Origin of the sequence: Streptomyces sp. H39-S7 (assembly GCF_027158205.1) — a bacterium.
Classification (GTDB): Bacteria; Actinomycetota; Actinomycetes; order Streptomycetales; family Streptomycetaceae; genus Actinacidiphila.
In genome coordinates this window covers 48,102-72,184 of the sequence record NZ_JAPVLU010000008.1, presented here as the reverse complement: position 1 = coordinate 72,184, position 24,083 = coordinate 48,102, and the positions used below count along the sequence as shown (strand labels likewise).

Genomic DNA, 24,083 nt, shown 5'->3' with positions numbered 1-24,083 from the left:
GACCACACCGCCGGGCGGGCCGGGACGCCCCGCCCCGTCCGGCCCCCTCCCCACCAGCGAAGGAGTGGCCCCCATGTCTCTCACCCGCAGAGCCGCCGTCCTGGGCGCCGCCGGAGCGGCCGTCGGATCCGTCACCGGCTTCACCCGTCCCGCCGCACACCCCGCGCGGCCGTTCGGCCGCTACGGTTCGCCCGCCGGGCGCCGCGACGACCGCACCCTCTACGTCGACCCGCAGGGCCGCGGCGACCACACCACCGTGCAGGCCGCGGTGGCGGCCACGCCGGACAACCCCGCCGAGGGGTGGACGCTCGTCCTGGCCGCGGCCGTCTACCGTGAGACCGTCGCCGTCGGCGCCGCCAAGACCGGACTCACCCTGCTCGGCGCGACCTGCGACGCGGCGGACACCGTCATCGTGTACGACCACGCGAACGGAACGCCGAAGCCCGACGGATCCGGCCCCTACGGCACCTCCGGCTCCGCCACCACCACGGTGCAGGCCGACGGCTTCACCGCCCGCGACCTCACCTTCGCCAACGACTGGCTGCGCGCGGACCACCCGGAGATCACCGGCACCCAGGCCGTCGCCCTCAAGGCGATGGGCGACCGCGCGGCCTTCCACGACTGCCGGTTCCTCGGCCACCAGGACACCCTGTACGCCGACACCCCGGCCAGGACCACCATCGCCCGGCAGTACTTCCACCGGTGCTACGCCGAGGGCGACGTCGACTTCGTCTTCGGCCGCGCCACCGCCGTGTTCGACTCCTGCCACTTCCGCACGCTGAACCGCACCGACCTGGCATCCGCCCCGTACGGCTTCGTCTTCGCGCCCAGCACCGCCGGCCCCACCCCGTACGGCTACCTCGTCGTCCGTTCACACATCACCAGCGCGGCCCCGGACGGCTTCTACCGGCTGGCCCGGCCCTGGGTGCCCAGTTCGGACACCACCGCGGTCCCCATGCTCACCGTCCGCGACAGCCTGCTCGGCCCCGGCATCAACGCGTCCGAGCCGTACGCGAACATGTCGGCCTCGTACCCCTGGCAGAGCCAGCGCTTCCGCGAGTACCGCAACTCCGGCCCGGGTGCGGCGATCCCGGTGCCCGCCAGCCGGCCGCAGCTCACCGCCGGTGAAGCGGCCGCGCAGACCCCGGCGGACTGGTTCGGCGACTGGGCCCCGTGGCAGAAATGCCGCTGACCGCCCGCCTCGGCAGGCGCGCGGTCAGCGGTTCTCCCCGCCCGCGGGTCAGGCGGACGAGCGGATGACGAGTTCCGTCGGCAGGATGACGGTGGAGGGCTCCTCACCGGCGATGCGGGAGAGGAGCACTCGCACCATCTCCGAGCTGATCCGGTCCCACGGCTGGCGGACGGTGGTCAGCGGGGGACGCGTGCCCAGCGCGGCGGGGGAGTCGTCGAACCCTCCGACGGCGACGTCCTGCGGTACGCGGCGCCCGGCCCGCTCCAGGGCGTTGATGGCGCCCTGCGCCATCAGGTCGGAGGCGACGAAGACCGCGTCGAGGTCCGGCGCCCGCTCCAGCAGCTGGTCCATCGCCGACTCACCGCTCGCGCGGCTGTAGTCGCCCTCGGCGATCAGCAGCTCGTCCGCGGGGAGCCCGACTTCGGCGAGCACCTCGCGGTAGCCGGCCAACCGGTCCACGCCGCCCGGGGTGTCGAGCGGTCCGGTGACCGTCGCGATGCGGCGGCGGCCGGAACGGTGGAGGTGGCGGACCATCTCCTGGGCGCCGTCCCGGTCGTCGGCGGCCACGTAGCTGACCTTCGACGCGTTGCCGAGCGGCTTGCCGCAGGCCACCAGCGGTATGCCCGCCTGCTGCAGCCGCTCGGCCATCGGATTGCCGGAGTGGCTGGAGACGAGGAGGACCCCGTCGACGTGCCCCGCCGTGATGTAGCGCGTTATCCGCCGCCGCTCGGACTCGGTGCCCGCGATCATCAGCAGCAGCGGGATGTCGTTCGCGGCGAGGGCCTGGGTGCAGCCCCGCAGCAGCACGTTGAAGTTCGGGTCCTCGAAGAACTTCTCCTGCGGCTCGGTGAGCAGGAACCCGACCGAGTCCGAGCGGCCCGTGATCAGGCTGCGGGCGTGCCGGTTGACGACGTATCCGGTCTTGCGGATGGCCGCGTTGACCGCTTCGAGTGCCGCCGGGCTGACGTTGATCCCGCCGTTGAGCACCCGTGAGACCGTGCCGCGGGAGACTCCCGCCTCGTGTGCCACGTCATGGATGGTCGGGGGGCGGCGCCGGTCTGTACGGCTCATGCGGACTTGTCCTTCGCGAAGGTGCGGTACTGGTCAGGACTTTACGGCGCCGGAGAGCAGATCCAGGCTCCAGAACCGCTGAATGACGAGGAACAGTGCGATCAGCGGGACGATCGCCAGCAGCGCGCCGGTGATCACGAGGGTGTACAGGGCGGGGGCGGAGGCACCTTGCTGCAGCAGGGTGTACAGGCCCAGGGTCACCGGGAACTTCTCGTCGTCGCCGAGCATGATGTACGGCAGCAGGAAGTTGTTCCACACGGCGACGAACTGGAACAGGAAGACCGTCACCAGCCCCGGCACCATCACCGGCAGTGCGATACGGGTGAAGATCCCCCACTCGCGCGCCCCGTCCATCCGGGCCGCCTCGATCACGTCGTCCGGGACGGCGGCCGCCGCGTAGATCCGTGCGAGGTAGATGCCGTACGGCGACAGGATGCTCGGCAGCAGTACCGAGGTGTAGCTGTCGGCGAGTCCGGCCTTGGCCATCAGCAGGTACTGCGGGATGGCGAGGATGACCGGCGGCATCAGCACTCCGGTCAGCAGGACGTTGAAGATCGACTCGCGGCCCCGGAAGCGGTACTTGGCCAGCGCGTAGCCGCTGAGCGCAGAGACCGCCGTGGACAGCAGCGCGCCCACACCCGCGTAGAAGAGGGAGTTGAGCATCCACTGCCAGTACACGCCGTCGCGGTAGGCCGACAGACCGGCGACGTTCCGGGTGAACCCGGTGCCGGGCAGGAAGGTGAAGGTCGAGAAGAGCTCGCGGCTGCTCTTGGTCGAGGCGATCAGCACCCAGGCGACCGGCAGCAGGCAGTATCCGGCGCCGGCCAGCAGGACGACGGTGGGGATCAGCCCGGGACGGCGCGAGCGCCGGCTCTTCGGCGGGCCCTGCGCGGCGCCGGGGGTGGTCCCGGCGGCGGGGACGGTGCTGCGGCCGCCGGGGGCGGTGGTGGTGCTCATCGTGACGCTCCCTGGGTGGTGCGGGAGTTGGCGGCCTTGAGGAAGCCGAAGGACAGGACGAGGGTCACCACGGCGATGACCACGGAGGTCGCGGCCGCCGAGTAGATGTCCCCGCGGACGAACGCGTCCTGGTAGACCTTCATCAGCGGGCTCCAGGTGGTGGAGATGGAGTTGGTCAGCGGCTTGAGGGTGGTCGGTTCGCTGAACACCTGGAGGGTGGCGATCACGGAGAAGAAGAAGGTCAGGACGAGGGCGGGCGCCACCGTCGGGATCTTGATACGTACCGCGATCTGCAGCTCCGAGCAGCCGTCGATACGGGCCGCCTCGTAGATCTCCAGGGGGATCGCGCGCAGCGACGTGTAGATCACGATCATGTTGAAGCCGGTGCCGCCCCAGACCGCGATGTTGCCGAGCGAGCCGAACATCGCGCCGCCGGAGAGCAGGTCGGGCTCCGGCAGCCCCATCTTCCCGAGCAGGAAGTGGAAGGGGCTGACGGTGGGCAGGTACAGGAAGCCCCAGAGCAGCGCCGCGACGACGCCGGGAACCGCGTACGGCAGGAAGATCGCCAGCCGGGTGAAGCCGCGCAGCCGGGTCCGCTGGGCGTCCAGCATCAGCGCGAAGACCAGCGCGAGCCCCAGCATGGTGGGGACGACGATCGCCCCGTAGCCGGCGATGCGCAGGGTGCCGTCGAGCAGCTCTCCGTCGTGCAGCACGCCGGTGTAGTTCGACAGGCCCGCCCACACCTCGTGGCGGGCGTTCCTGCCGAGGCCCAGGCCGCTGACCTCCACCTTGTGCAGGCTGAGGAAGACCGCGTAGCCGATGGGGAGGGCGAAGATCAGCGCGAACAGGACGGCCGCGGGGACGAGGAACCCGTACGGCGCGATGCGGGGCCCCGCGCTGCGCACACGTGCCGCGCGCGCGGGGGTGGCCTTCGTGGTGGCCGGTCGGTGAGGGGTCATGTTCAGGAGACCTTGAAACCTTGCTTCGTCATGTCGGCGACCGTGGTTTTCTGCACGGTGCCCAGGGCGCCGCCGAACTCCGACTTGTTCTGGGCGGCCTTGCCGAAGGCGTCCTTGAAGGCGCTGTAGGCGACGTTGACGTTGGGTCCCCAGGCGCCGGGGGCGGTGTTCTTCGCGATCCCGGCGGCGGTGGTGTAGAAGTCCGGCTGGTTGGCGAAGAAGTCAGGGGCCTTGGCCAGGGCGGTGCCGGTCTGGGCCGCGGTGGCGGCGGGGTAGATGCCGCCCTCCTTCACCAGGGCGGCGACCGCCGCGGGGTCGGTGTTGAGCCACTTGGCGAACTTCGCGGCGGCGTCCTTGTGCTGCGAGTCGTTGGTGACGCCGGTGGTCGAGCCGCCCCAGCTGCCGGTCGTGCTCTCGCCCTTCTTCCACTGCGGCAGCGGGGCCATCGCCCACTTGCCCTTGGTGTCGGGGGCCGCGGAGGTGAGAACGCCCGGCGCCCATACGGCGCTGACCCAGGCGATCTGGCTGCCGGTGTTGAGGGCCTTGTTCCACGCCGGGGTGTACATCGGCTGGTTGTCGATCGCCCCCTCCTTGACCAGGCCGCCCCAGAAGTCGGCGACCTTCTGGGAGGCGGTGTCGTCGATGCCGACGCTCCACTTCTCACCACTGGTCGTCCACCACTTGGCGCCGGCCTGCTGGGCCAGGCCCGCGAACAGGCCGGGGTCACCGCTGGAGAAGGTGGTCAGGGACTTCTTGGCGTCCTTCTGCTTCAGCGCGCGGGCGGTCGCCGCGAACTCGTCCCAGGTCGTCGGGACGGTCAGTCCGTACTGCTGGAACAGGTCCTGGCGGTAGTAGAACATCAGCGGTCCGGTGTCCTGCGGTATCGCGTACAGCGCGTCCGAGCCGAGGGTGGCCTGCTGCCACACGCCGTCCGCGAAGTCCTTCTTCGTGTCGCCGGCCTGCTTCGAGATGTCGGCGAGCACGTCATTGCTGACCAGGGTGGGGAGCGCCTGGAACTCGGCCTGCACCAGGTCGGGGGACTTGTGGGCCTTCGCGGCCGTGATGATCTTGGTGACCAGGTCGTCGCCGGACGCCTGCTTCTTCACCGTGACCTTGATCTCCGGGTGCTGCTGGTTCCAGATGTCGACGACCTTGTCCAGGCCGGGCGCCCAAGCCCAGTAGGTGAGGCTGACCGGTCCGGTGTCCTGCGCCTGACCGGCACTGTCCGAGCTGCCGCCGCAGCCCGCGAGGAGGGCCGCGCCGACCGCGCCGGCCATGACCTTGGCAATGAGAGAGGTACGCATGGGCTCGCTTCCCTGACAAGGGCGGCCGCATCGGTACGGCTGCCACCATGCACTGTGAGCGTTCACAGTAGAGAAACCTCTAGGACACTTGTCAATGGTTGTTGCCATGCGGTTATCTAGGCCGAGTCGCTGAACAAGCGACTGTGCACGTTCCCAGAAATGATCCAGGAGTTCACATGCTGCCTCGTGTCCGTGGCTTGCTGTACGGCGGCGACTACAACCCCGAACAGTGGCCCGAGGAGGTCTGGCAGGAGGATGTCCGGCTGATGCGCGAGGCCGGAGTGAGCATGGTCAGCGTCGGGATCTTCTCCTGGGCACTGCTCGAGCCCGTGCCGGGCGAGTACGACTTCGGCTGGCTCGACCGGCTCCTGGACCTGCTGCACGCCAACGGCATCCGCGCCGACCTCGGCACCCCGACCGTCGCGCCGCCCGCCTGGTTCTACGCCGCCCACCCCGAAGCGCTGCCCGTCTCACGGGACGGCGTGCGCTACGGCTTCGGCTCACGCGGCGCGATCTGCCACAGCTCGCCGCACTACCGCCGCGCCGCCGCCCGGATCACCGAGCAGCTCGCCCTGCGCTACGGGCAGCACCCCGCGATCGCGCTGTGGCACGTCCACAACGAGTACGGTGTCCCCGTCTCCGCCTGCTACTGCGAGACCTCGGTCGAGGACTTCCGGGTCTGGCTGCGCGCCCGCTACGGCACGCTGGACGCCCTGAACGCCGCGTGGGGCACGACGTTCTGGGGCCAGCGCTACGGCGACTGGACGCATGTCGACGCCCCCCGGCTGACCCCCACCGTCGCCAACCCCGCGCAGCAGCTCGACTACGCGCGCTTCTCCGACGAGACGATCCGCGGCAACTTCACCGCCGAGCGTGACCTCCTGCACCGGCTGGCCCCCGGCATCCCCGTCACGACCAACTTCATGACCGCGCTCAGCCAGTGCGACTCCATGGACTACTGGGCGTGGGGCCGTGAGGCCGACGTGGTCAGCAACGACCACTACCTGATGACCGACGGCCGCCGCACCCAGGTCAACCTCGCCATGGCCGCCGACCTCACCCGCTCGGTCGCGGGCGGCGCGCCCTGGCTGCTGATGGAGCACTCCACCAGCGGCGTCAGCTGGCAGACGCGCAACCCCGCCAAGCGCCCCGGCGAGATGGCCCGCAACAGCCTGGCCCATGTCGCCCGTGGCTCGGAGGGCGCGATGTTCTTCCAGTGGCGCCAGTCCCGCTTCGGTGCCGAGAAGTTCCACTCCGCGATGCTGCCGCACGCCGGCACCGACAGCCGGATCTGGCGTGAGGTCGTGGCCCTCGGCGCCGACCTGGCCGCCCTCGCCGAGATCGCCGGCACCCGCACCGTCCCGGACGCCGCGATGGTCTGGGACTGGCAGTCCTGGTGGGCGCAGAAACTGGAGTGGCGCCCGACTGAGGACCACGACGCACGGGAGCGCGCCGACACCTTCTACGAGGCGCTCTACGACCGGCACCTGACCGTCGACTTCGCGCACCCCGAGGCCGACCTGTCGGGCTACCCCCTGGTCGTGGTCCCCGCGCTCTACCTCACCACCGACCGCGCCGGGGACAACCTGCGCGCCTACGTCGAAGGCGGCGGCACCCTCGTCGTGTCGTACTTCTCCGGCATCGTCGACGAGCACGACAGCGTGCACCCCGGCGCCCACCCGGGCGCGCTGCGCGAGGTGCTGGGCCTGACGGTGGAGGAGCACGCGCCGCTGCTCGCGGGGGAGCGGGTGCGGATGGCGGCGGGCGACGGCACCGAGCTGGAGGCCGACGTCTGGACGGAGTTCGTCGTCCCGCGCGGCGCCGAGCCCGTGTGGACCTACGTCGACGGCCCGGCCGCCGGGCACCCGGCCGTCACCCGGCACGCGCTGGGCGCGGGCACCGCCTGGTACGTCTCCGCCCGGCTCGGAGCGGACGCGCTGGACGCGGTGCTGGCCGCCGCGTCGGCCGACGCCGGGACCGACCCGCGCGGCGAGCTGCCGCGCGACGTCGAAGTGGTCCGGCGCACCGGCGAGCACGGCTCGTACCTCTTCGCGATCAACCACACCGGCACGGAGACCAAGGTCCCGCTGGAATCCGCCGGAGCCGAACTCCTCACCGGCGAGCGTGCCGCGGGCCTCCTCGCCGTCCCGGCGGGCGCGGTCCGCGTGGTGCGGCTCGACGGCTGAGGCGGCAGGGCCCCCACCCGCCCGTCGTCAGGCTCTGCCCGCGACGAAGTGGTTCGCCCACCGCTGATCCGGCCGCACGGCGTCAACACGCCAGGATGCGGGCGACTATGCGTCTGGCAAGGACGGAGCATAGCCCAACGCTCCGTGTTTTCGCCGGAAAACATACTTCGTCCGCATCCAGTGCGTCGCCGTGCGTAGTCTCTCGGTCACCGCAGTGCGGTTGAGGTCGTCAACTGCCGCGAACCGAGGAGTCATTGGCGTGCCCGGAATCGATGAGTGCTTACTCGAAGCGATGGGTCTGCCCGGTGCACGGGGCGCCTCCGTCGTCGAGTGGACCACGGGACTGGCGCTCGGCACTCTCGGCGCCTCCCCCACCAACGACCACGAGACCACCGCGGTCGAGACGGCCGAACTGGCCCGCATGGCCGCCGAACACACCGCCTTCGCGCCGCCCGGCAACGACGGCGGCACCAAAGGGCCCCTGGTCGAGGACGTCCTCGTCACCACCCCCACCAGCTACCACCTGCTGTGCTTCGTCGACACCACCTTCGACAGCAGCGTGTTCTTCCATCTCTGGCTCGACCGGGACGAGGGGAACCTCGCCCTCGCCCGGCTCCGGCTGCAGAACCTGGCCGAGCGCCTGGTGCTCGGATGAGGACGCTGAACCCCTCGATGCTGGTCCGGATGGCCGGAGACCGGGCCACCGGAGCGCTGCTCCGGGAGACCGGCACGGTCTACCTGCTCGACGGCAAGGTCGTCCACGCCGAGAGCCCCGCCGCTCCCGGCGTCGACGTCCTGCTCCTCGCCCGCCGCCGGCTCTCCGCGGCGGAGTGGCAGGAGACGATCGACCGGTCCGGCGCACGCTGCCGGGTCGGCCGCAGTCTCGTCGAGAGCAACCTGCTCACCAGCGGGGAGCTGGAGATCTGCCATCTCGGCGCGGTCTTCGACGCCGCGTTCTTCGCGCTCGCGCCCAGGACCGGCCCGACCCGCTTCCGCTACGGGGCCACCCACTGGTTCGGGCCCGTGCGTCCCCTGCCCGCCGAGGTCGTCGAACGTGAGACCCGGCGGCGGGAGGAACTGCTGGACCAGCTCTGGCCGCACCCCGAGGTCGACAGCGCGCCCGTCGTACGCCACCAGACGGACGACAACCCCGCGGTCACCCGGCGCCAGCGCGCCGTCCTGGATCTGGCGGACGGTGTGCGCACTCCCTTCACGATGGCCCGGCTCCTGGGCCGGCCCGCCTTCCACACCCTCGTCGACGTACGCCGGCTGGCCGCCGCCGGGCATCTGCGCACCCCCCGGCGATCGACGGCGGCCGAGCCCTCCCCCATACCCGCTTGGGTCGCGGACCTGTCCGCCGACCCCGACATATCCCTGCTGCGCCGACTGCGTGACGCATTGGAGGCAACCCTGTGATCTTCCGGACCCCCCATGAGGCACCGGCATCGCCGTCATGAGACGCGCACTGAGACAGCGCGCCGAAAGGAGACAGCTGATGGCGACGGAGGCCGATGTCCTGGAAGAGCTCCGCAGGTTACGCGCCCGCGTTCCGCACCTGACCGGCGTTCTCGCGGCGAGTACCGACGGTCTGGTGGTGGCCCAGGACTTTCCCACCCCGGAGTCCGAGACCGTCGCCGCGCTCAGCGCGGCCGTGCTCTCGGTCGCCCTTCGCCTGGCGGACGGGACCGACCGGGGCGCGTTCCGGGAACTGCTGGTCCGGGGCGAGCAGGGCTATGTCGCGACCTACGCGGCGGGAGTGTCCGTCGTGCTGACCGCGTGGGCGGGGACGGACGCCAACGTGGGCCGGCTCCACCTGGAGGCCCGCCGGTGCAGTGCCCGCATCGCCGAACTGACCGACGGGGCAATGATCCGACCCGAGGCCACCTGACCGCACCACCGTTCCGACGCATCACCGACCGCACCATCTCGCATCAGACCGGAAGGAAGTACCCGCTCATGACGAACATCGAGACCTCCCTCAAGGAAGCGACGACATCGATCGAGGGCACGCTGGGCGTCGCGCTCGTCGACTACACCAGCGGCATGGCCCTGGGCACGCTGGGCGGTGGCAAGGACCTCGACCTGACGGTCGCGGCCGCGGGGAACACCGACGTGGTGCGCGCCAAGGTCCGCACCATGGAGATGCTCGGCCTCAAGGACGACATCGAGGACATCCTCATCACCCTCGGCGGCCAGTACCACCTCATCCGGCTGATCAAGGGGCGGGGAAAAAACGGCCTCTTCCTCTATCTGGCCCTGGACAAGGGCCGGGCCAACCTCGCGATGGCCAGGCATCAGCTCAAGAAGATCGAAGCCGACCTGGAGGTCTGACGGCGTGCCCACCCCACGCGGCGGAGCCGGACCGGGCTCCGCCGCGCGGCGGGTTTCAGGAGGTGGTGACCCCGTAGCTGTTGGTGGTGAAGTCCAGGCCTCCGGCGGAAGACGTGATCTCGTAGCCGAACTGGACGTTGCCGAGGGTGATGTCGGAGAACCAGTGCTTGGTGTTCTTGATCCAGTTGAGGATGGCGAGGATGTCGACCGTGCCGGAACTCGTGTTGCCGACGCGGACGAAGGAGAAGACGGCGTTGGCACCGTTACTGCCCTTGTAGACGGTCCAGCTGTGGCCGCCGAGAGTCACCGTGCCCTGGGAGGTCCCCAGCGGGCCGACCGCGCCGGTCTTGTTCATCCACAGCATGATCTCGTAGGCGTTGGCGGAGTCCCACACGTCGTACGCCGTCTCGTACGCACCGCTGCCCGGCACAGAGACGTTGAAGGTGCTCTTCACGCCCGCCAGCGAGGACAGCGGCTTCCCGACGTACTTGGTGACGTTGGGGTAGGACTTGATGCCACCGGTGTTGGGGTGGTTCGCGTGCACGCCCCAGTTGCTGGAGGAGTTGGCCCAGATGGTCTGGGTGCCGGCTCCACTGCCCCAGACGTTGTTGTAGAGGGTGTAACCGCCGTTGGACCAGGTGCCCCACTGGTCGGAGGACGACCAGGTGGCGGCCTGGGCGGGGGCGGCGAGCATGCCGAGGACGGCGAGGAACGCCAGGACCGGCGTCAATAGCGTCGTCCTCAGGAATGGGCGTACGGCTCTGCGCATGGGGGGACTCCCTTGCTGTGTGGGGGGTTGGTGGGGGGAGCCCCGCCGAGGGGAAGGTTCAGGACCAGGTCCCGGCCGGCGGGGAGACGGTGGGTGCGCGGACGGCCGTCGGCTCCGGTCTGCAGGCGCACCGCGCGTCCGGTGGCTGACCGCAGGACGACCCGCAGCCGCCGGGCGGGCACCGACCAGGACAGTTCGGTGACGGTGACGCCGCAGCGGGTGCGGATGCCGCGCAGGGTGCCGGTGAGGAGGAAGGGCAGCAGCGCGGGAAGGAGCACGATGCGGTCGGGGGTCGAGTGCAGCAGCGCCTCGATGAGCACGGCGGGCAGGGTGTGGGCCGCGTCGGCGTTGTACACCTCCCGCGTGGGATAGTGCGAGCTCATCAGACCGGAGTGGAAGAAGTCCTGGTCGAGTACGGAGAGCAGGGCGCCCGACACGCGCTGTGCGTCACCGAGCCGGGCCGCGACGAGCGCCGTGTGCAGGAAGCCGTGGGCGGAGTCGTTCTCGGCGCCGCGCAGTTCGAGGGCGCGGCGGGCCGCGCGGGCCAGTTCGGGTGTGTCGCACGGGTTGATCTCGTCGAGCGGCCACACGGGGTAGAGGTGACTGATGTGCCGGTGGTCGTAGGCGTCGGGGGCGCGCTCCGGATCGCCCGGCCAGGACCATTCCGCCAGCGCGCCGTCACGGTTGATCCGGTAGGGCGGCAACCGGTCGGCGAGCGCGGCGTGCCCGGGGTCGCCGGTGGCGCGCAGGGCGTGCCGGGCGGCGGCGATGTCCATGGTGGCGTTGGCCGTGACGGGGCTGCCGGCGCCGGCCGGGGTGTTCTCCGGGGAGTAGGAGGGGACGAGAACGAGCGTGCCGCCGGGGCCGGTACGGGTCAGGAAGTCCTCGTAGAACGCGGCGGTCTCGGCGAGCAGCGGCGCGAGGACCTCGTGCGCGAAGGAGCGGTCGCCGGTGACGGCGGCGTGGTCGAGGAGCGGGTGCAGCAGCCAGTCGGCTCCGGCGGTCCACAGATGCAGGGGGTAGTCGTCGGAGTAGTGGTAGGCGCGACCGGACAGGCCGTCGCTGTGGGCGGGGGCGACGATGCCGCGCGTGCCGAAGAGGCGGGCCGCGTTGTCGCGCCAGTCGTCGAGCTGGGCGCGGACGAGTGCGGCCAGGGAGAGGGAGACCTCGGGCAGCGCTGCCACCGCGGCCGACGACAGCTGCAGGTTGAGGTTGGCGTCGCAGGTGAACGCGCCCTGCCAGGCCGTTTCCCAGTCACCGGTCCAGATCCCGGTGAGGCGGGGCGGCAGCAGGCCCGAGGAGGACAGCAGATGGTGCCGGCCGGCGTCGAACAGCCGCTCCAGCAGGGCGAGTCGGTGGGTTCCCGGGTCGGCGAGCAGCGTCGAGGCGGGGAGTGCCCGATGGCCCGCCGGGGCGTCGAGGTCGAGTTCCACCCGGTCGTACGGTTCCTGGTGCAGGGGGCGGTGGCGGGCGAACAGCGACTCGTAGGAGCGCCGCGGCGCGGGGGCGCCCGGGGCGCTCCAGGGGGCGACGCGGGTGAGGAGGGTGAGCTCCGTACAGCCTTCGGCGGACGTCGTGCCGCCCGATGTGCGCAGCGTGCCAGCGCGGGCGATGACCCGGGTCCAGCCGGAGTACCCGAGATCGCTGTCCGGGTAGTGCACGGAGGTGGAGATCAGCGCCTCGGCCGGCTGATCCTCGACGTCGGCGGCGGTGCTCAGCACCCGGAGGTCGTCAGGGGCTCCCGGCAGCCGCACGTCGTGGTGGATCTCCGCGGTGATGGTGCCGTACGGGGGCGGGGTGAGGCGCTGGACGATCACGTCGTCGGCGCGGGAGACGAAGCATTCGCCGGCCCACCGGCCGCCGTCCTGGGTCCAGGTGGTGCGGACGGTGCCGGTGCGGTAGTCGATCGTGCGGCGGTAGTCGGTGACCGGTGTGCGGGGGCGCCGGACGCGGACGGCGAAGGCGGGGTGGAAGGGGCGGACCCACTGCAGGGGCCCGTCGCCGACGGTGCGGTGGACGGCCTCGGCGGCGCGTCCCGCCAGGATGTCGTCGCGCAGCCGCTCCAGTCCGCCGGGTCGCCGTGCACCATCGCGCCGTGCCGTCCGTTGCCCGCGAGGAAGGCGTCCTCCCAGCGGGTGGCGGGGGCCGCGTCCCAGTTGCCGCGCCGGCGGGGCGTGTTCACGTTCCGTCCTGCCGCAGGACGGCGACGCCGTAACGGTCGAGGTGGATTTCGTCCGTGACGTCGCGGCCGGTGAGCAGGTCGGTGTGGGCACCGGGGACGGGCACCGTGGCCGGGTGCTGCCCGTGGTTGAGGAGGAAGAGCAGGCTGCCGCGGTGTACGGCCTCCACCGCTGCGGGGAGGCCGGGCAGTGGGGGCCGTACACCGGTCTCGTCGGCGGCGCGGGCGAGAAGGGCCCGCAGTGCCGCGGGTTCGGGGAGCACCGACACGTACCAGGCGGTGCCGTCCCCGTAGGGGTGGCGGGTCACGGCGGGGCGGCCGTCCAGGACGCCGCCCTTGTGGACGGCCACCGGGTGCGCGCCGGCGGGTTCGAGGTCCTCGGACCAGAGCGTGCCGGAGAAGGTGCCCAGGCCGGTGTCCTCGACGGTGACCGTCTCCCCGCCGTCGAGCGGCCACCATTCGTGGACCGCCGCCAGGCCGAGGAGTTCGCGCAGCCGGACGTCCACGCCGCCGGCGCGGATGCGGTCGTCCTCGTCGGCGACTCCGGTGAAGAAGCCGCAGACCAGGGTGCCGCCCGCGCGGACGTAGCCGGCCAGGTTGTCCAGGGCGGCGTCGGTGAGCAGGTAGAGGTGGGGGACGAGCAGGAGCGGGTAGCGGCTCAGATCCGCCTCGGGGTGCGCGAAGTCGGTGGTGATGCCGCTCTCCCACAGGGCCTGGTGCCAGGCGCGCAGCACCTGCTCGTAGTCGAGGAGGGTCGAGGGGCGGCCGGGCTGCTGTCCGGCCCACCAGGCGTTCCAGTCGTGCAGGATCGCGGCCTGGGACTCGACGCGGCCGTCCACGGCGGCCGCCAGCCGGACCAGGTCCGCACCGAGGCCCTTGACCTCCTGGAAGGTGCGGCCGCCCTGGCCGGTGTGGGTGAGCATCCCGGAGTGGAACTTCTCGCTGCCCTGGCGGGACTGCCGCCACTGGAAGAAGCACACGGCGTCGGCGCCGCGCGCGACGGCCTGCAGCGACCACAGCCGCATCAGGCCGGGCGGCTTGGGGTGGTTGACGCCCCGCCAGTTGACCGGGCCCGCCGCCTGTTCCATGAGCATCCACGGGCCGCCGGCCTGCGAGCGGGTCAGGTCGTGGACCATCGCGCCGTACGCGCCGCCGTGCGGGTCCTTGGGGTCGGGGTAGATGTCGACGGAGACGACGTCCTCCCGGCCCGCCCAGGTCCAGCCGTCCTGGCCGATCCACAGCGGCATGAAGTTGGTGGTGACCGGTATCCCGGGGCTGTGCCGGGCGACGATGTCGCGTTCGGCGGTGAAGCACTCCAGCAGTGCGTCGGAGGTGAAGCGGCGGAAGTCCAGTCCCTGGGTCGGGTTGACGATGTACTGGACCTTGCGCGGCGGGACGATCTCCTCCCAGGCGTCGTAGCGCTGGCTCCAGAAGGCGGTGCCCCAGGCCTCGTTGAGGGCGTCCAGGGATCCGTAGCGGGCGCTCAGCCAGCGGCGGAAGTGGCGGGCGGTCTCGTCGCACCAGCAGCTGGTGCAGTACTCGTTGTTGATGTGCCACATCCGCAGGGCCGGGTGCTCGCGATAGCGCTCGGCGAGGTCCTCGGTGATCCGGCGGGCGTAGTCGCGGTAGACCGGCGAGCTCGCGCAGAACTGGTTGCGTGACCCGTACCAGATCACCGAGCCGTCCTCGGAGCGGGGCAGCGTCTCGGGGTGGCGGGCACCCATCCAGGGCGGCGGTGAGGCGGTGGGGGTGGCCAGCACCGCTCCGATGCCGTTCGTGTCCAGCAGATCCAGTACGCGGTCGAGCCAGCCGAAGTCGCGCGCGCCGGGCCGGGGTTCGAGCCGTGCCCAGGAGAAGACCCCGACGGTCGCGGTGTTGACGCCCGCCTCGCGCATCAGGCGGACGTCCTCCTGCCACACGTCCTCGGGCCACTGCTCGGGGTTGTAGTCGCCGCCGAAGAGGATCCGGCCGCGGGCGGCGTCGTTCAGATCGGGCATGGGGGACACTCGCTTCGTCGGGAGCTTCGTCGGGCTGCGCCGGTGTGTCAGAGCGCGTCCGCGTACTGGATGCCGCGGCCGTTGGTGCCGAGGTAGACCCGGCCGTGGATGCGGGGGTCGCCGGTGATCGTCTGTCCGGTCCAGCCCCACTGGTGGGCGTCGTCGTTGATCCGCAGCCAGGTGGCGCCCGCGTCGTCGGAGCGGAAGACACCCGTGACGCCGTTGATCCGGGCGACGTGGAAGAGCGCCGGATATCCCCTCGGGGTGCGGGACCTGCCGAATCCGAGGGTGTAGGAGGCCTCCACGCCCGGGACCCGCGCGAAGGTGGCGCCGCCGTCGGTGGACCGCAGCAGACCGCCGTCCTTGGCCGACAGCCACAGATCGGCGCCGCGTCCGGGCGCGGCGCCGATGTGGTACTGGGTGTCGCCGGCGGGCAGCCCGGTGGCGGCTGCGGTGAAGACCGCGCCGGCGTCCGCGGAGACGAACAGCGTCCCGGAGCCGGTGTCGTAGGCGTAGCAGCGGGCCGGGTCGACGGGGTCGGCCACGGGGGTCGCGCCCTGCGGGAAGGTGCCCACCTCGGTCCAGTGGGCGCCGTTGTCGGTGGAGCGCTGCGTCGGGTAGGTGGTGCCGCTCCAGTGGATCAGCGACCACAGCAGCGTCCGGCCGTCGGCGCTGACGCAGACGGGGCCGGGTGCGTTCGCGGCCTGCTCGGGCTGGGCGGCGAAGGGCGTCCAACTGCGGCCGCCGTCATGGGAGTAGGCGCCGTTCTGCGTCGAGGACCAGCCGGTGCGGACCACGTACGAGGGCTTGAGCGCGGCCTGGTCCAGGCCGGTGGTGGAGCCGAAGACGGGGCCGGTGTACATGCCGGCGGCGGGGGAGGAGTCGAGGGAGTCGTGGAGGAAGCCGCCGACGTCGCCGAGTGCGGACAGCAGGTGGGCGGTCCCGGTGGGAGGGGAGATGAGTTTGGTGACGGCGGTCTCCTCCAGTCCGCGGACCTGCGGGGCCCAGTGGACCAGGTCGCGGGTCGCGAACACGGTGGCGCCGGTGCCGTAGACGACGTGGTGGGAGTCGTGCGGGTCGATGCCGACGGTCTGGATCCACCAGCCGAACTTCGGCGCGGCCTCACCCCATCGCAGGTACGGCGTCCCGGTCACGTCCAGGACGGCGGTGTCCTTGAGCGAGGTCCAGGTCAGACCGCCGTCGGTGGTGCGAAAGAGGGTGTCGACCGGGCCCCAGCGGTTGTTGGTGGAAACGATCAGAGTGCCGGGGCGCCGGGCGTCGGCGGCCAGCCCCGCGTAGCCGAACAGGTCTCCCCCGGCGGGCTTCACCGGAGTGACGTCGCTCCAGGTGCCCGCGGCGGTGTCGAGCTTCCACACCGAGCCGTCGGCCATGCCGTTGGGCCCGGGAGCGTCGGCGTAGGTGACGTACAGCGTGCCGCAGGAGTGGACGGCGCGCTGCGGGATCCGCGCGCTCGTCCCGGTGGGCTGTCCGGGTACGGCCTCCCAGGTGACGCCGTCGGTCGTGCGGTACAGCGCGCTGCCCCCGTCGCCCCAGCCCGCGTAGAGGACGCGTCCGGCCGCGGCGAGGAAGGTGACGCCCTGCCCGGTGGCGGAGGGCGCGCCGGGGAAGGCTTCGGCGCGGGCCCAGCTCGCGCCGCGGTCGGACGACTTCCACAGTCCGTCGTGCCGGGTGCCGAGCCACAGCACTCCGCTGTCCCGCGGGTCGACGAGGAGGCGTTCGCCCGTTCCCCGTCCGTCCTCGTTCGCGCCGAGCCGCACCGTGAGATCCGTCCGCGACCAGCTGGCGCCCCGGTCGTCGGAGCGCAGCACGGCGCCGGGGGAGGCCCACGACTGCGCGTAGGTGCCGACCGCGAGGTACAGGCGGTCGGGGTGGGAGGGGTCGACGGCGATGGCCTCGACGCCGAGGAGGTTCCAGTCGTCCCAGCCCAGTGCGTCGGTCAGCGGGGTCCACCGCGCGGTGCGCTCCTCCCACCGGTAGGCGCCTCCGATGTCGGTGCGGGCGTAGGCGAGGCCGCGCACGGTCGGGTGGAACAGCACACCGGTCACGAAGCCGGTGCCGCCGATGGCCACGGTGCGCCAGCGGTGGGGCCGGGCCCGAGGTGCGTCGGGCTGGGCGGCGCGGGCCGGGGCCGCGGGCAGGGCGGCGGCGGCCGCACCGGCGGCCGATCCGAGCAGCACACCGCGTCGGCTGGGCAGGGGCATGGCGAAGACCTCACTGTGCGGGGGAGTGAGCGGAGGGTCGGACAGGGCGTCAGCCCTTGACGGCGCCGATGAGCATGCCCTTGTGGAAGTGCTTCTGGACGAACGGCGAGAGCACGGCGACCGGGACCAGCGCCAGCACCATCACCGCCATCTGCACCGACAGGCTGGAGATCGCGCCGCTGCTGACCGCCTGCCCCATGGCGCCGGGCGGGACCTCCTGCTTGAGCACGATCTGCCGCAGGATCATCTGCAACGGGTACTTCTCGCTGTCGTTGATGTAGATGCTGGCGTTGAACCACTGGCTCCAGTAGCCGACCGCGTAGAAGAGCGAGACGACGGCGATCACGGCGCGGGACAGCGGCATGACGATCCGGAACAGGATCCGCCACTCGCCGGCCCCGTCGATGCGGGCGCTGTCGATGAGTTCGGGTGCCACGCCCATGAAGAAGGAGCGGAGCACCAGGATGTTGAAGACGCTGATCGCACTGGGCAGGATCATCGACCAGTAGCTGTCCTGCAGCCCGATGCCGGTGACCAGCAGGTAGGTGGGGATCAGGCCGGCGCCGAAGAACATGGTCAGCATCAGCGTCATGAGGATCGGGCGGTGGGCGAAGGAGCCGGTGCGGGACAGTCCGTAGGCGCACAGGACGGAGACGGCCATGCTGAATACCGTGCCGACCAGGGTGACCACGACGCTGACCAGGGCGGCGCGGGTGACGATCCCGCCGCTCAGCAGCTCGGTGTACGACCGGAAGGTGATCGTCCGAGGCCAGATGACCAGGCCGCCGGCCTCGGTGATGGTCCTGCTGTCGGACAGGCTCGTGACGACCACCACCCACAGCGGCGCCAGGATGGCCAGGCAGACCACGACGAGGGAGAGTCCCTTGATCCCCTGGCCGATCGCGCTCGGTTCCTCCTCCCACACCGGTCGTCCGCCGGTCCTGTCGATCTTCTCCAGGGGCGTGGCGCCCCGGCTGTCCGGGTCGGTGAGTATGGCGGTCATTTCTTGGAGTACACCCCCTGCTCGCCCAGCAAGTGGGCGGCCCGGTTGGCGAGCAGCACGAGGAGCACGCTGAACACGCCCTTGAAGATTCCGGCGGCGGCCGCGTAGCCGAAGTCGCCGGTCTTGATGCCCGTCCACCAGACGTAGGTGTCGAGGATCTCCGACGCGCCGGGTCCGACCGCGTCGCGCTGGAGGAGGATCTGTTCGAAGCCGGCGTTGAGCGAGTCGCCGACGCGCAGCACCAGCAGCAGGGCGATCACGGGGCGCAGCGCGGGCAGCGTGATGTGCCACATGCGGCGCCAGCGGTTCGCGCCGTCGACGGCGGCGGCCTCGTACAGGTCCGGGCTGACGGCGCTCAGTGCGGCGAGGAAGACGATCACGCCCCAGCCCGCGTCCTTCCAGACCGCCTGCCAGGTCACGAGGAACTTGAACAGCGCCGGGTTGGTCATCAGGTCGAAGCCGTCCACGCCGTGCTGGCGCAGGTGCTGGGCGATGAGCCCCGCACCGCCGAACATCTGCTGGAAGACGGTGATGACCAGCACCCAGGAGAAGAAGTGCGGCAGGTACACGATCCCCTGCACCCAGGCGCGGACGCGGTCGTTGAAGACGCTGTTCAGCAGCAGGGCCAGCGCGATGGGGATCGGGAAGAAGAGGATCAGCTGGGTGAAGGTGATGCTGAGGGTGTTGCCGATCACTTCCCAGAAGCGGTAGTCGTCGAAGAGCCGCTGGAAGTTGTCGAAGCCGACGAAGGGGCTGCCGGTGATGCCGGCGCCGTAGACGTCGTACTCCTGGAACGCCACCACGTTGCCGAGCAGCGGCACGTAGTTGAAGATCAGCAGCAGGACGACGGCCGGCACCGTCATCAGCAGCAGGGTGCGGTCGCGCCGGAAGCGCTGCCGGCGGGTGATGCCCGGTGCGGGTGGTTTCGGCGACGGAGCCGCCGCCGGGGCGGCGTGCTCCTCCCGGGCCGCGCCGCCGGTGCCGGGCTGCCGGGGCAGCGCCGCGGCGACGCGGACCCTCGTCCTCACGCCCCGCTGCCGTTCTTGTCGAGGATGTCCTGGTAGAAGGCGCGCAACTGCTCGCCGCCGCTCTTCTTCCAGGTGCTGACGGCGTCCTCGACGGCGCTGACGGGCTTGCGGCCGCGCCGGATGTCCTTCTGCAGGTCGTCGAAGCCCGTGTAGAGGGAGGCGTAGCGGGTGGGTTCGACGACCTGCATGCCGTAGAACATCGGCTTCTTCAGGTGGGGTGCCTGGCGGGCCATCCAGCCCGCGTAGTCCTTGACCATCTGCGGCTGGTCGGGGTGCGCGATGGAGGGCGGCGGGGCGGCGAGGAAGTAGAGCGTGGCCGGCTGGGCCTCCTGGACGCCCTGGTCGGTGAAGGCGGGGGCGCCGTCCTTGAGGTGGTAATGCGTGCCCTCGACGCCGTAGTTGACGAGCTGGAACTCCTTCGAGCCGAACGGGGCGGCCGCGTAGTCGGCGATCGCGAGCAGTTCCTCGACCTTCTCCTTGGGGAGGTTCTTGTTGATGAAGCTGAAGATCCCGGCCTGGTCGTCCTGCCACAGCAGCGGGGCACCGCCGTCGGCCGCGAAGTAGTCCAGCGCCTGCATGTCGAACTTCGGGTTCTGCTTGGACTGTTCCGAGACCATGCCGTACCAGCCGCCGGTGCCGTCCTGGTACATGACGGTCTGGCCGGAGGTGAAGCGGATCTTCGCGTCGCCGTCCTTGCCCGCGTCGGCGTCGGGGTGGACCAGCTTCTGGTCGTGGAGCTTGCGGGCGAAGGCGAGCGCTTCGCGGTACTCCTGGGTCTCTATCTTGTGGACGAGCTTGCCGTCCTTGAGCTGCCAGTAGTGCGGCGCGTCCGGGAGGACGCCGTAGAGCTTCTGGATGCACACCCACAGGTCGTCGAAGGCCCACCGCTTGTTCTTCGCGTCGGTGACGGACTTGCCGAAGGAGACGATCTCGTCCGCCGTCTTCGGCAGCGCGACGCCGGCCGCGTCGACGAGGTCCTTGCGGTAGAAGATCGCGTTGCCCAGCACGCCGCCGGAGTTGGGCAGGCCGCGCAGTTTGCCGCCGAAGACCGCCATCTGCCAGGCGCCGGTGGGGATGGCCGCGAGGTTCGGGTACTTCTTGACGGCGTCACCGGACAGGTACGGGCCCAGGTCGGCGAACTTGTTCTCGATGGCGTTGCGGATCTGGCCCTGCATGTTCCAGCCGGGGATGGTGACCAGGTCGGGGATGCCGCTCGACGCGAGCACCGCGCCGATCTTCTCCTGGTAGGTGGTGCCGTCCAGCGGGTCGAACTCCATCGTGGCGCCGACCGCCTCGTCGACCGCCTTGTAGTAGGCGTTGTCCTTCTTCGGGACGGTTCCCCAGATGGGGGTCATCGCCTTGAAGGTGCTTCCCTTGCCGGGTTTGGCCTTGACCGAGACGACCAGCGGGTCGGGGAGTTTGATGAAGCCGGGGCTCGAGCCGTTCACGCCGGGAACGTCCGGTGCGACGAGCGTCGAGGGCACGTAGGTGGGCAGCACCTTCTTGAGCGCGTCACCGGTGGCGACGCTCCCTTTGTTGCTGGTGCTCTTCGCCGACGAGCAGGCGGTGAGCAGCGGGCCGCCCGCGGTGATCGCGGCTACGGCTATCGCGCCGGTGAGGAAGGTTCTCCGGCTGGGAGTGGCTGGTTCGGCCGGAGCCGGGGCCTGGGAGTTCGGCATTGCGTCAACCCTTCGTGGCGGCGCCAGGACACGTGGCGGAGCACGCCGGCCGGCATCTCAATGGGGTCTGGCAGAAGATTTGGCATCATTGGTCGAAGCGCTTCGATGTTGCGATGAGGTTAAGTGTGCGTGGCGGGGCGCGCAAGAGTCCGCAGCGCACCGAATCACAGACCGCATCCGCAAAGGGCCGGGAATTTTGGGCCGTTGCCGTCGCATGCCTTGACAGCGCCCACCCCTCGCACCAGCATCGAAGCGCTTCGAAACCCGTAGTCCCGCCGTCGTTCCTCGCCTGTTCCGCTCGAAGGGGCCTGTGTGACCACCGAAGACCTGCCGTTCCGCGATCCGCGACTCACCCTGGCCGCCCGGGTCGAGGACCTGATCGGACGGCTCACGCCCGACGAGCGGATCGCGATGCTGCACCAGTTCGCCCCCGCGGTGCCGCGGCTGGGCCTGCACGCCTTCCGTACCGGACAGGAAGCGCTGCACGGCGTCGCCTGGAGCGGGCCGGCCACCGTGTTCCCGCAGGCCGTCGGTCTCGGCGCGAGCTGGGACGCGGAGTTGGTGCGCGCGGTCGGCGAGGCCGTCGGCACCGAGGTCCGGGCGATGCGCTCGCGCGACTCCCGCGTGGGGCTCAACGTCTGGGCGCCGACCGTCAACCTGCTGCGGGACCCGCGGTGGGGCCGTAACGAGGAGGGGTACTCCGAGGACCCGCGCCTCACCTCCGATCTCGCCACCGCCTACACCTCCGGGCTGCGGGGCGACCACCCGGACCACTGGCGCACCGCGCCCGTCCTCAAGCACTGGCTGGCGCACAACAACGAGACCGCCCGCGACACCACCTCCTCCTCCGTGCGCCCCCGGGTCCTGCACGAGTACGACCTGCCCGCCTTCCGCGGGCCGGTCGAGGCGGGCACCGTCGCCGGGGTGATGCCCGCGTACAACCTGGTCAACGGCCGCCCGAACCACGTCTCCCCGCTGCTCGACGAGCAACTGCGCCGGTGGACCGGCCAGGATCTCGTCGTCTGCTCGGACGCCGGCGCCCCGTCGAACCTGGTCGACTCCGAGCACTACTTCGACTCGCACGAGGAGGCCACGGCCGCCGCGCTGCGCGCCGGGGTGGACAGCTTCACCGACCACGACCAGGACTCGTCGAAGATCACCGGCCGGCTGCACGGCGCGCTGCGGCGCGGCCTGATCGACCAGAAGGACGTCGACACCGCGGTACGTCGGCTGCTGGCCCTGCGCGTCCGGCTCGGTGAGTTCGACCCGGACCAGGGCCCGTACGGGGCCACCGACCTGGGCTCCTACGACACCCCCGCGCATCGCGCGCTCGCGCTGCGGGCGGCGGAGGCCGCCGTGGTGCTCCTCAGGAACGACGGGCTGCTGCCGCTGGACGAGAGCGGTACGCGGACGGTCGCGGTCGTCGGCCCGCTCGCCGACGAGGTGAAGACGGACTGGTACAGCGGCAGCCTGATCCGGCGCGCCTCGCTGGTGGACGCGTTGCGCGAACGCCTGGGCGCCGACCGGGTGATCTTCGCCGACGGCGCGGACCGGGTCCGGCTGCGGACCGAGGACGGCTGGGTGCAGGTGACCGACCCCGCCGAGGACGACGCATCGCCCGCAGACGAGGCCTCGCTCAATCCGGCACATCTTTCCGGCCGCACCGACCTGCCCCCCGTGCGCGTCGGCGGGCAGCCCACCGAACTGACCCTGACGGAGTGGGGCGAGGGCCTGCTGACGCTGCGCGCACCCTCCGGCCGCCACCTGACCGTGGCCGGGGACGGATATGTGCGCGCCGCCGCCGACCAGCCCGGCGGCTGGATCGTGCAGGAGACGTTCAGGCTGGAGCAGCACGGCGACACTCACCTCCTCAGGCACTCAGGGACCGGCCGGTACATCCAAGTCACCGCCGACGGGCTGAAGGTTGCCGACCAGGGCACCGCGTTCACGGTGGAGATCACCCGGCACGGCGTGGAGGAGGCCGCGCAGGCCGCCGCCGCAGCCGACACCGTGATCGTCGTGGCGGGAAACGACCCGCACATCAACGGCCGGGAGACCGAGGACCGGCGGACGCTGGACCTGCCGGAGCGGCAGGAAGCCCTCTGGCGCGCCGCCCACGCCGCCAACCCGCGCACGCTGCTGGCCCTGACCTCCAGCTACCCCTACGCGGTCACCGCGGCCGACGCCGCGCTTCCCGCGCTGCTGTGGACCGCGCACGGCGGCCAGTCGGCCGGCACCGCCCTCGCACGCGTGCTGTTCGGCGACGTCTCCCCGTCCGGACGCCTGCCCCAGACCTGGTACGCCGCCGACGAGCACCTGCCCAACCTGCTCGACTACGACATCATCACCGCGGGCTCCACCTACCTCTACTTCCGGGGAACACCCCTCTACCCCTTCGGCCACGGGCTGTCGTACGCGTCCTTCGACTACCGCGACCTGGACCTGTCGCGCGACGGCGACACGGTCTCCGGCACGCTCACGGTCACCAACACCGGCCGCACCGCCGGTACCGAGACCGTCCAGCTGTACGCCGGGGTGCCCGACACCGGGGTGCGGCGGCCCGCCCGCACCCTCATCGGGCACGGCCGGCTGTCCCTGCCGCCCGGTGAGTCCGGCACCGTCGCCTTCACCGTGCCGCTCGACCGGCTCGGCTTCTGGGACGTGGCCCACGGGCTGTGGACCGTCGGCCCGGGCGCGTACGAGATCCAGGCCGGCGCGTCCAGTGCCGACATCCGCCTGACGCGCACCCTCACGGTCGGCGGCGAGCCGCCCGCCCCGCGCCAGGTGCGCGGGCGCGGCCTCGCGGGAGCGGACTTCGACGAGCAGAGCGGCGTGGTGCTGGTCGATCGGTCGAAGGAGCGCGGCGACGCGGTCACTCCGGGCGGTACGGAGCCGGGCCGGCTGCTCTTCCGCGGCTGCGACTTCGGCAGGGAGGGACCGGACACGGTGGTGGTGCGGGCCGCCCTGGAGGAGGCCGGTCCGAGTACGGCGTCGATCGAGCTGCACCTGGGCGACGGCACGTCGCTGGCGGCCGTCGACGTGCCGGTGACCGGCAGCCGGTACGCCTACGCGGAGGTGCGGCTGCCGCTCGACACCGTTCCGGCAGGCGTCCACGACCTGCACCTGACCCTGCGCGGGCCGGTGCGCGTGGACCGCCTGGACTTCTCCGGCTGATCCGCTGATCCGCCGCCTTGGCTGATCCGGCT

At 71.3% G+C, this 24,083-nt stretch carries 18 protein-coding genes; 7 read left to right on the top strand and 11 right to left on the bottom strand.

Features of this window, described 5'->3' with window-relative positions:
- Positions 1 to 73: 73 nt before the first annotated feature.
- Positions 74 to 1,192, top strand: coding sequence for a pectinesterase family protein (locus O3X23_RS09695; RefSeq protein WP_443047806.1), 1,119 nt, complete (start codon positions 74 to 76; stop codon positions 1,190 to 1,192).
- A gap of 48 nt (positions 1,193 to 1,240) precedes the next feature.
- Here the strand turns inward: O3X23_RS09695 and O3X23_RS09690 are convergent, their stop codons facing one another.
- The 4 genes from O3X23_RS09690 to O3X23_RS09675 are packed head-to-tail and all read right to left on the bottom strand — an operon-like array spanning position 1,241 to position 5,483.
- A complete protein-coding gene (locus tag O3X23_RS09690) occupies positions 1,241 to 2,263 on the bottom strand; it encodes a LacI family DNA-binding transcriptional regulator (protein ID WP_269270846.1) in 1,023 nt (340 codons plus the stop codon).
- A 33-nt stretch (positions 2,264 to 2,296) separates the two neighbouring features.
- Positions 2,297 to 3,220, bottom strand: coding sequence for a carbohydrate ABC transporter permease (locus O3X23_RS09685; RefSeq protein WP_269270845.1), 924 nt, complete (start codon positions 3,218 to 3,220; stop codon positions 2,297 to 2,299).
- A complete protein-coding gene (locus tag O3X23_RS09680) occupies positions 3,217 to 4,179 on the bottom strand; it encodes a carbohydrate ABC transporter permease (protein ID WP_269270844.1) in 963 nt (320 codons plus the stop codon). Before O3X23_RS09680 ends, O3X23_RS09685 begins: the two co-directional genes overlap by 4 nt.
- Before the next feature lie 2 nt (positions 4,180 to 4,181).
- Positions 4,182 to 5,483 carry an ABC transporter substrate-binding protein gene (locus O3X23_RS09675; RefSeq protein WP_269270843.1) on the bottom strand — a complete coding sequence of 434 codons (1,302 nt, stop codon included), beginning with the start codon at positions 5,481 to 5,483 and terminating at the stop codon, positions 4,182 to 4,184.
- A gap of 176 nt (positions 5,484 to 5,659) precedes the next feature.
- Here O3X23_RS09675 and O3X23_RS09670 point away from each other — a divergent pair, with 176 nt between their 5' ends.
- From O3X23_RS09670 to O3X23_RS09650, 5 genes are all read left to right on the top strand, one after another.
- Positions 5,660 to 7,669, top strand: coding sequence for a beta-galactosidase (locus tag O3X23_RS09670; RefSeq protein WP_269270842.1), 2,010 nt, complete (start codon positions 5,660 to 5,662; stop codon positions 7,667 to 7,669).
- A gap of 259 nt (positions 7,670 to 7,928) precedes the next feature.
- The gene (locus tag O3X23_RS09665; protein ID WP_269270841.1) at positions 7,929 to 8,324 is read left to right on the top strand and encodes a hypothetical protein; all 396 of its coding nucleotides are present in this window, start codon (positions 7,929 to 7,931) and stop codon (positions 8,322 to 8,324) included.
- Entirely contained in the window at positions 8,321 to 9,085 is a 765-nt protein-coding gene (locus tag O3X23_RS09660; RefSeq protein WP_269270840.1) for a transcriptional regulator, read from the top strand. Before O3X23_RS09665 ends, O3X23_RS09660 begins: the two co-directional genes overlap by 4 nt.
- A 37-nt stretch (positions 9,086 to 9,122) precedes the next feature.
- On the top strand, positions 9,123 to 9,557 hold the full coding sequence (locus tag O3X23_RS09655) for a roadblock/LC7 domain-containing protein (protein ID WP_269270839.1): 435 nt from the start codon (positions 9,123 to 9,125) through the stop codon (positions 9,555 to 9,557).
- Positions 9,558 to 9,625: 68 nt separating this feature from the next.
- Positions 9,626 to 10,000 carry a hypothetical protein gene (locus O3X23_RS09650; protein WP_269270838.1) on the top strand — a complete coding sequence of 125 codons (375 nt, stop codon included), beginning with the start codon at positions 9,626 to 9,628 and terminating at the stop codon, positions 9,998 to 10,000.
- Between the two features lie 55 nt (positions 10,001 to 10,055).
- Here the strand turns inward: O3X23_RS09650 and O3X23_RS09645 are convergent, their stop codons facing one another.
- From O3X23_RS09645 to O3X23_RS09615, 7 genes are read right to left on the bottom strand one after another with little or no spacing between them, the layout of a single operon-like run.
- Positions 10,056 to 10,769 carry a glycoside hydrolase family 12 protein gene (locus tag O3X23_RS09645; RefSeq protein ID WP_269270837.1) on the bottom strand — a complete coding sequence of 238 codons (714 nt, stop codon included), beginning with the start codon at positions 10,767 to 10,769 and terminating at the stop codon, positions 10,056 to 10,058.
- Positions 10,742 to 13,042 (bottom strand): glycosyl hydrolase family 95 catalytic domain-containing protein, encoded by a 2,301-nt coding sequence (locus tag O3X23_RS09640; protein WP_331283896.1) that lies wholly within the window; start codon positions 13,040 to 13,042, stop codon positions 10,742 to 10,744. The genes O3X23_RS09645 and O3X23_RS09640 overlap by 28 nt, the downstream gene beginning before the upstream one ends.
- The gene (locus O3X23_RS09635) at positions 12,948 to 14,945 is read right to left on the bottom strand and encodes a beta-galactosidase (RefSeq protein WP_269270836.1); all 1,998 of its coding nucleotides are present in this window, start codon (positions 14,943 to 14,945) and stop codon (positions 12,948 to 12,950) included. The genes O3X23_RS09640 and O3X23_RS09635 overlap by 95 nt, the downstream gene beginning before the upstream one ends.
- A gap of 47 nt (positions 14,946 to 14,992) precedes the next feature.
- The gene (locus tag O3X23_RS09630) at positions 14,993 to 17,167 is read right to left on the bottom strand and encodes a 1,4-beta-glucanase (protein WP_269270835.1); all 2,175 of its coding nucleotides are present in this window, start codon (positions 17,165 to 17,167) and stop codon (positions 14,993 to 14,995) included.
- 49 nt (positions 17,168 to 17,216) lie between these two features.
- Positions 17,217 to 18,170: a carbohydrate ABC transporter permease gene (locus O3X23_RS09625; RefSeq protein ID WP_269270834.1), complete on the bottom strand. Its 954-nt coding sequence runs from the start codon at positions 18,168 to 18,170 to the stop codon at positions 17,217 to 17,219.
- Positions 18,167 to 19,198, bottom strand: coding sequence for an ABC transporter permease (locus O3X23_RS09620; protein WP_269270833.1), 1,032 nt, complete (start codon positions 19,196 to 19,198; stop codon positions 18,167 to 18,169). Before O3X23_RS09620 ends, O3X23_RS09625 begins: the two co-directional genes overlap by 4 nt.
- Positions 19,195 to 20,877 (bottom strand): Tat pathway signal sequence domain protein, encoded by a 1,683-nt coding sequence (locus O3X23_RS09615; protein ID WP_443047805.1) that lies wholly within the window; start codon positions 20,875 to 20,877, stop codon positions 19,195 to 19,197. The genes O3X23_RS09620 and O3X23_RS09615 overlap by 4 nt, the downstream gene beginning before the upstream one ends.
- 312 nt (positions 20,878 to 21,189) lie before the next feature.
- On the opposite strand from O3X23_RS09615, the gene O3X23_RS09610 reads away from it, so the two are divergent.
- The gene (locus O3X23_RS09610; protein WP_269270832.1) at positions 21,190 to 24,051 is read left to right on the top strand and encodes a glycoside hydrolase family 3 C-terminal domain-containing protein; all 2,862 of its coding nucleotides are present in this window, start codon (positions 21,190 to 21,192) and stop codon (positions 24,049 to 24,051) included.
- Positions 24,052 to 24,083 lie beyond the last annotated feature (32 nt).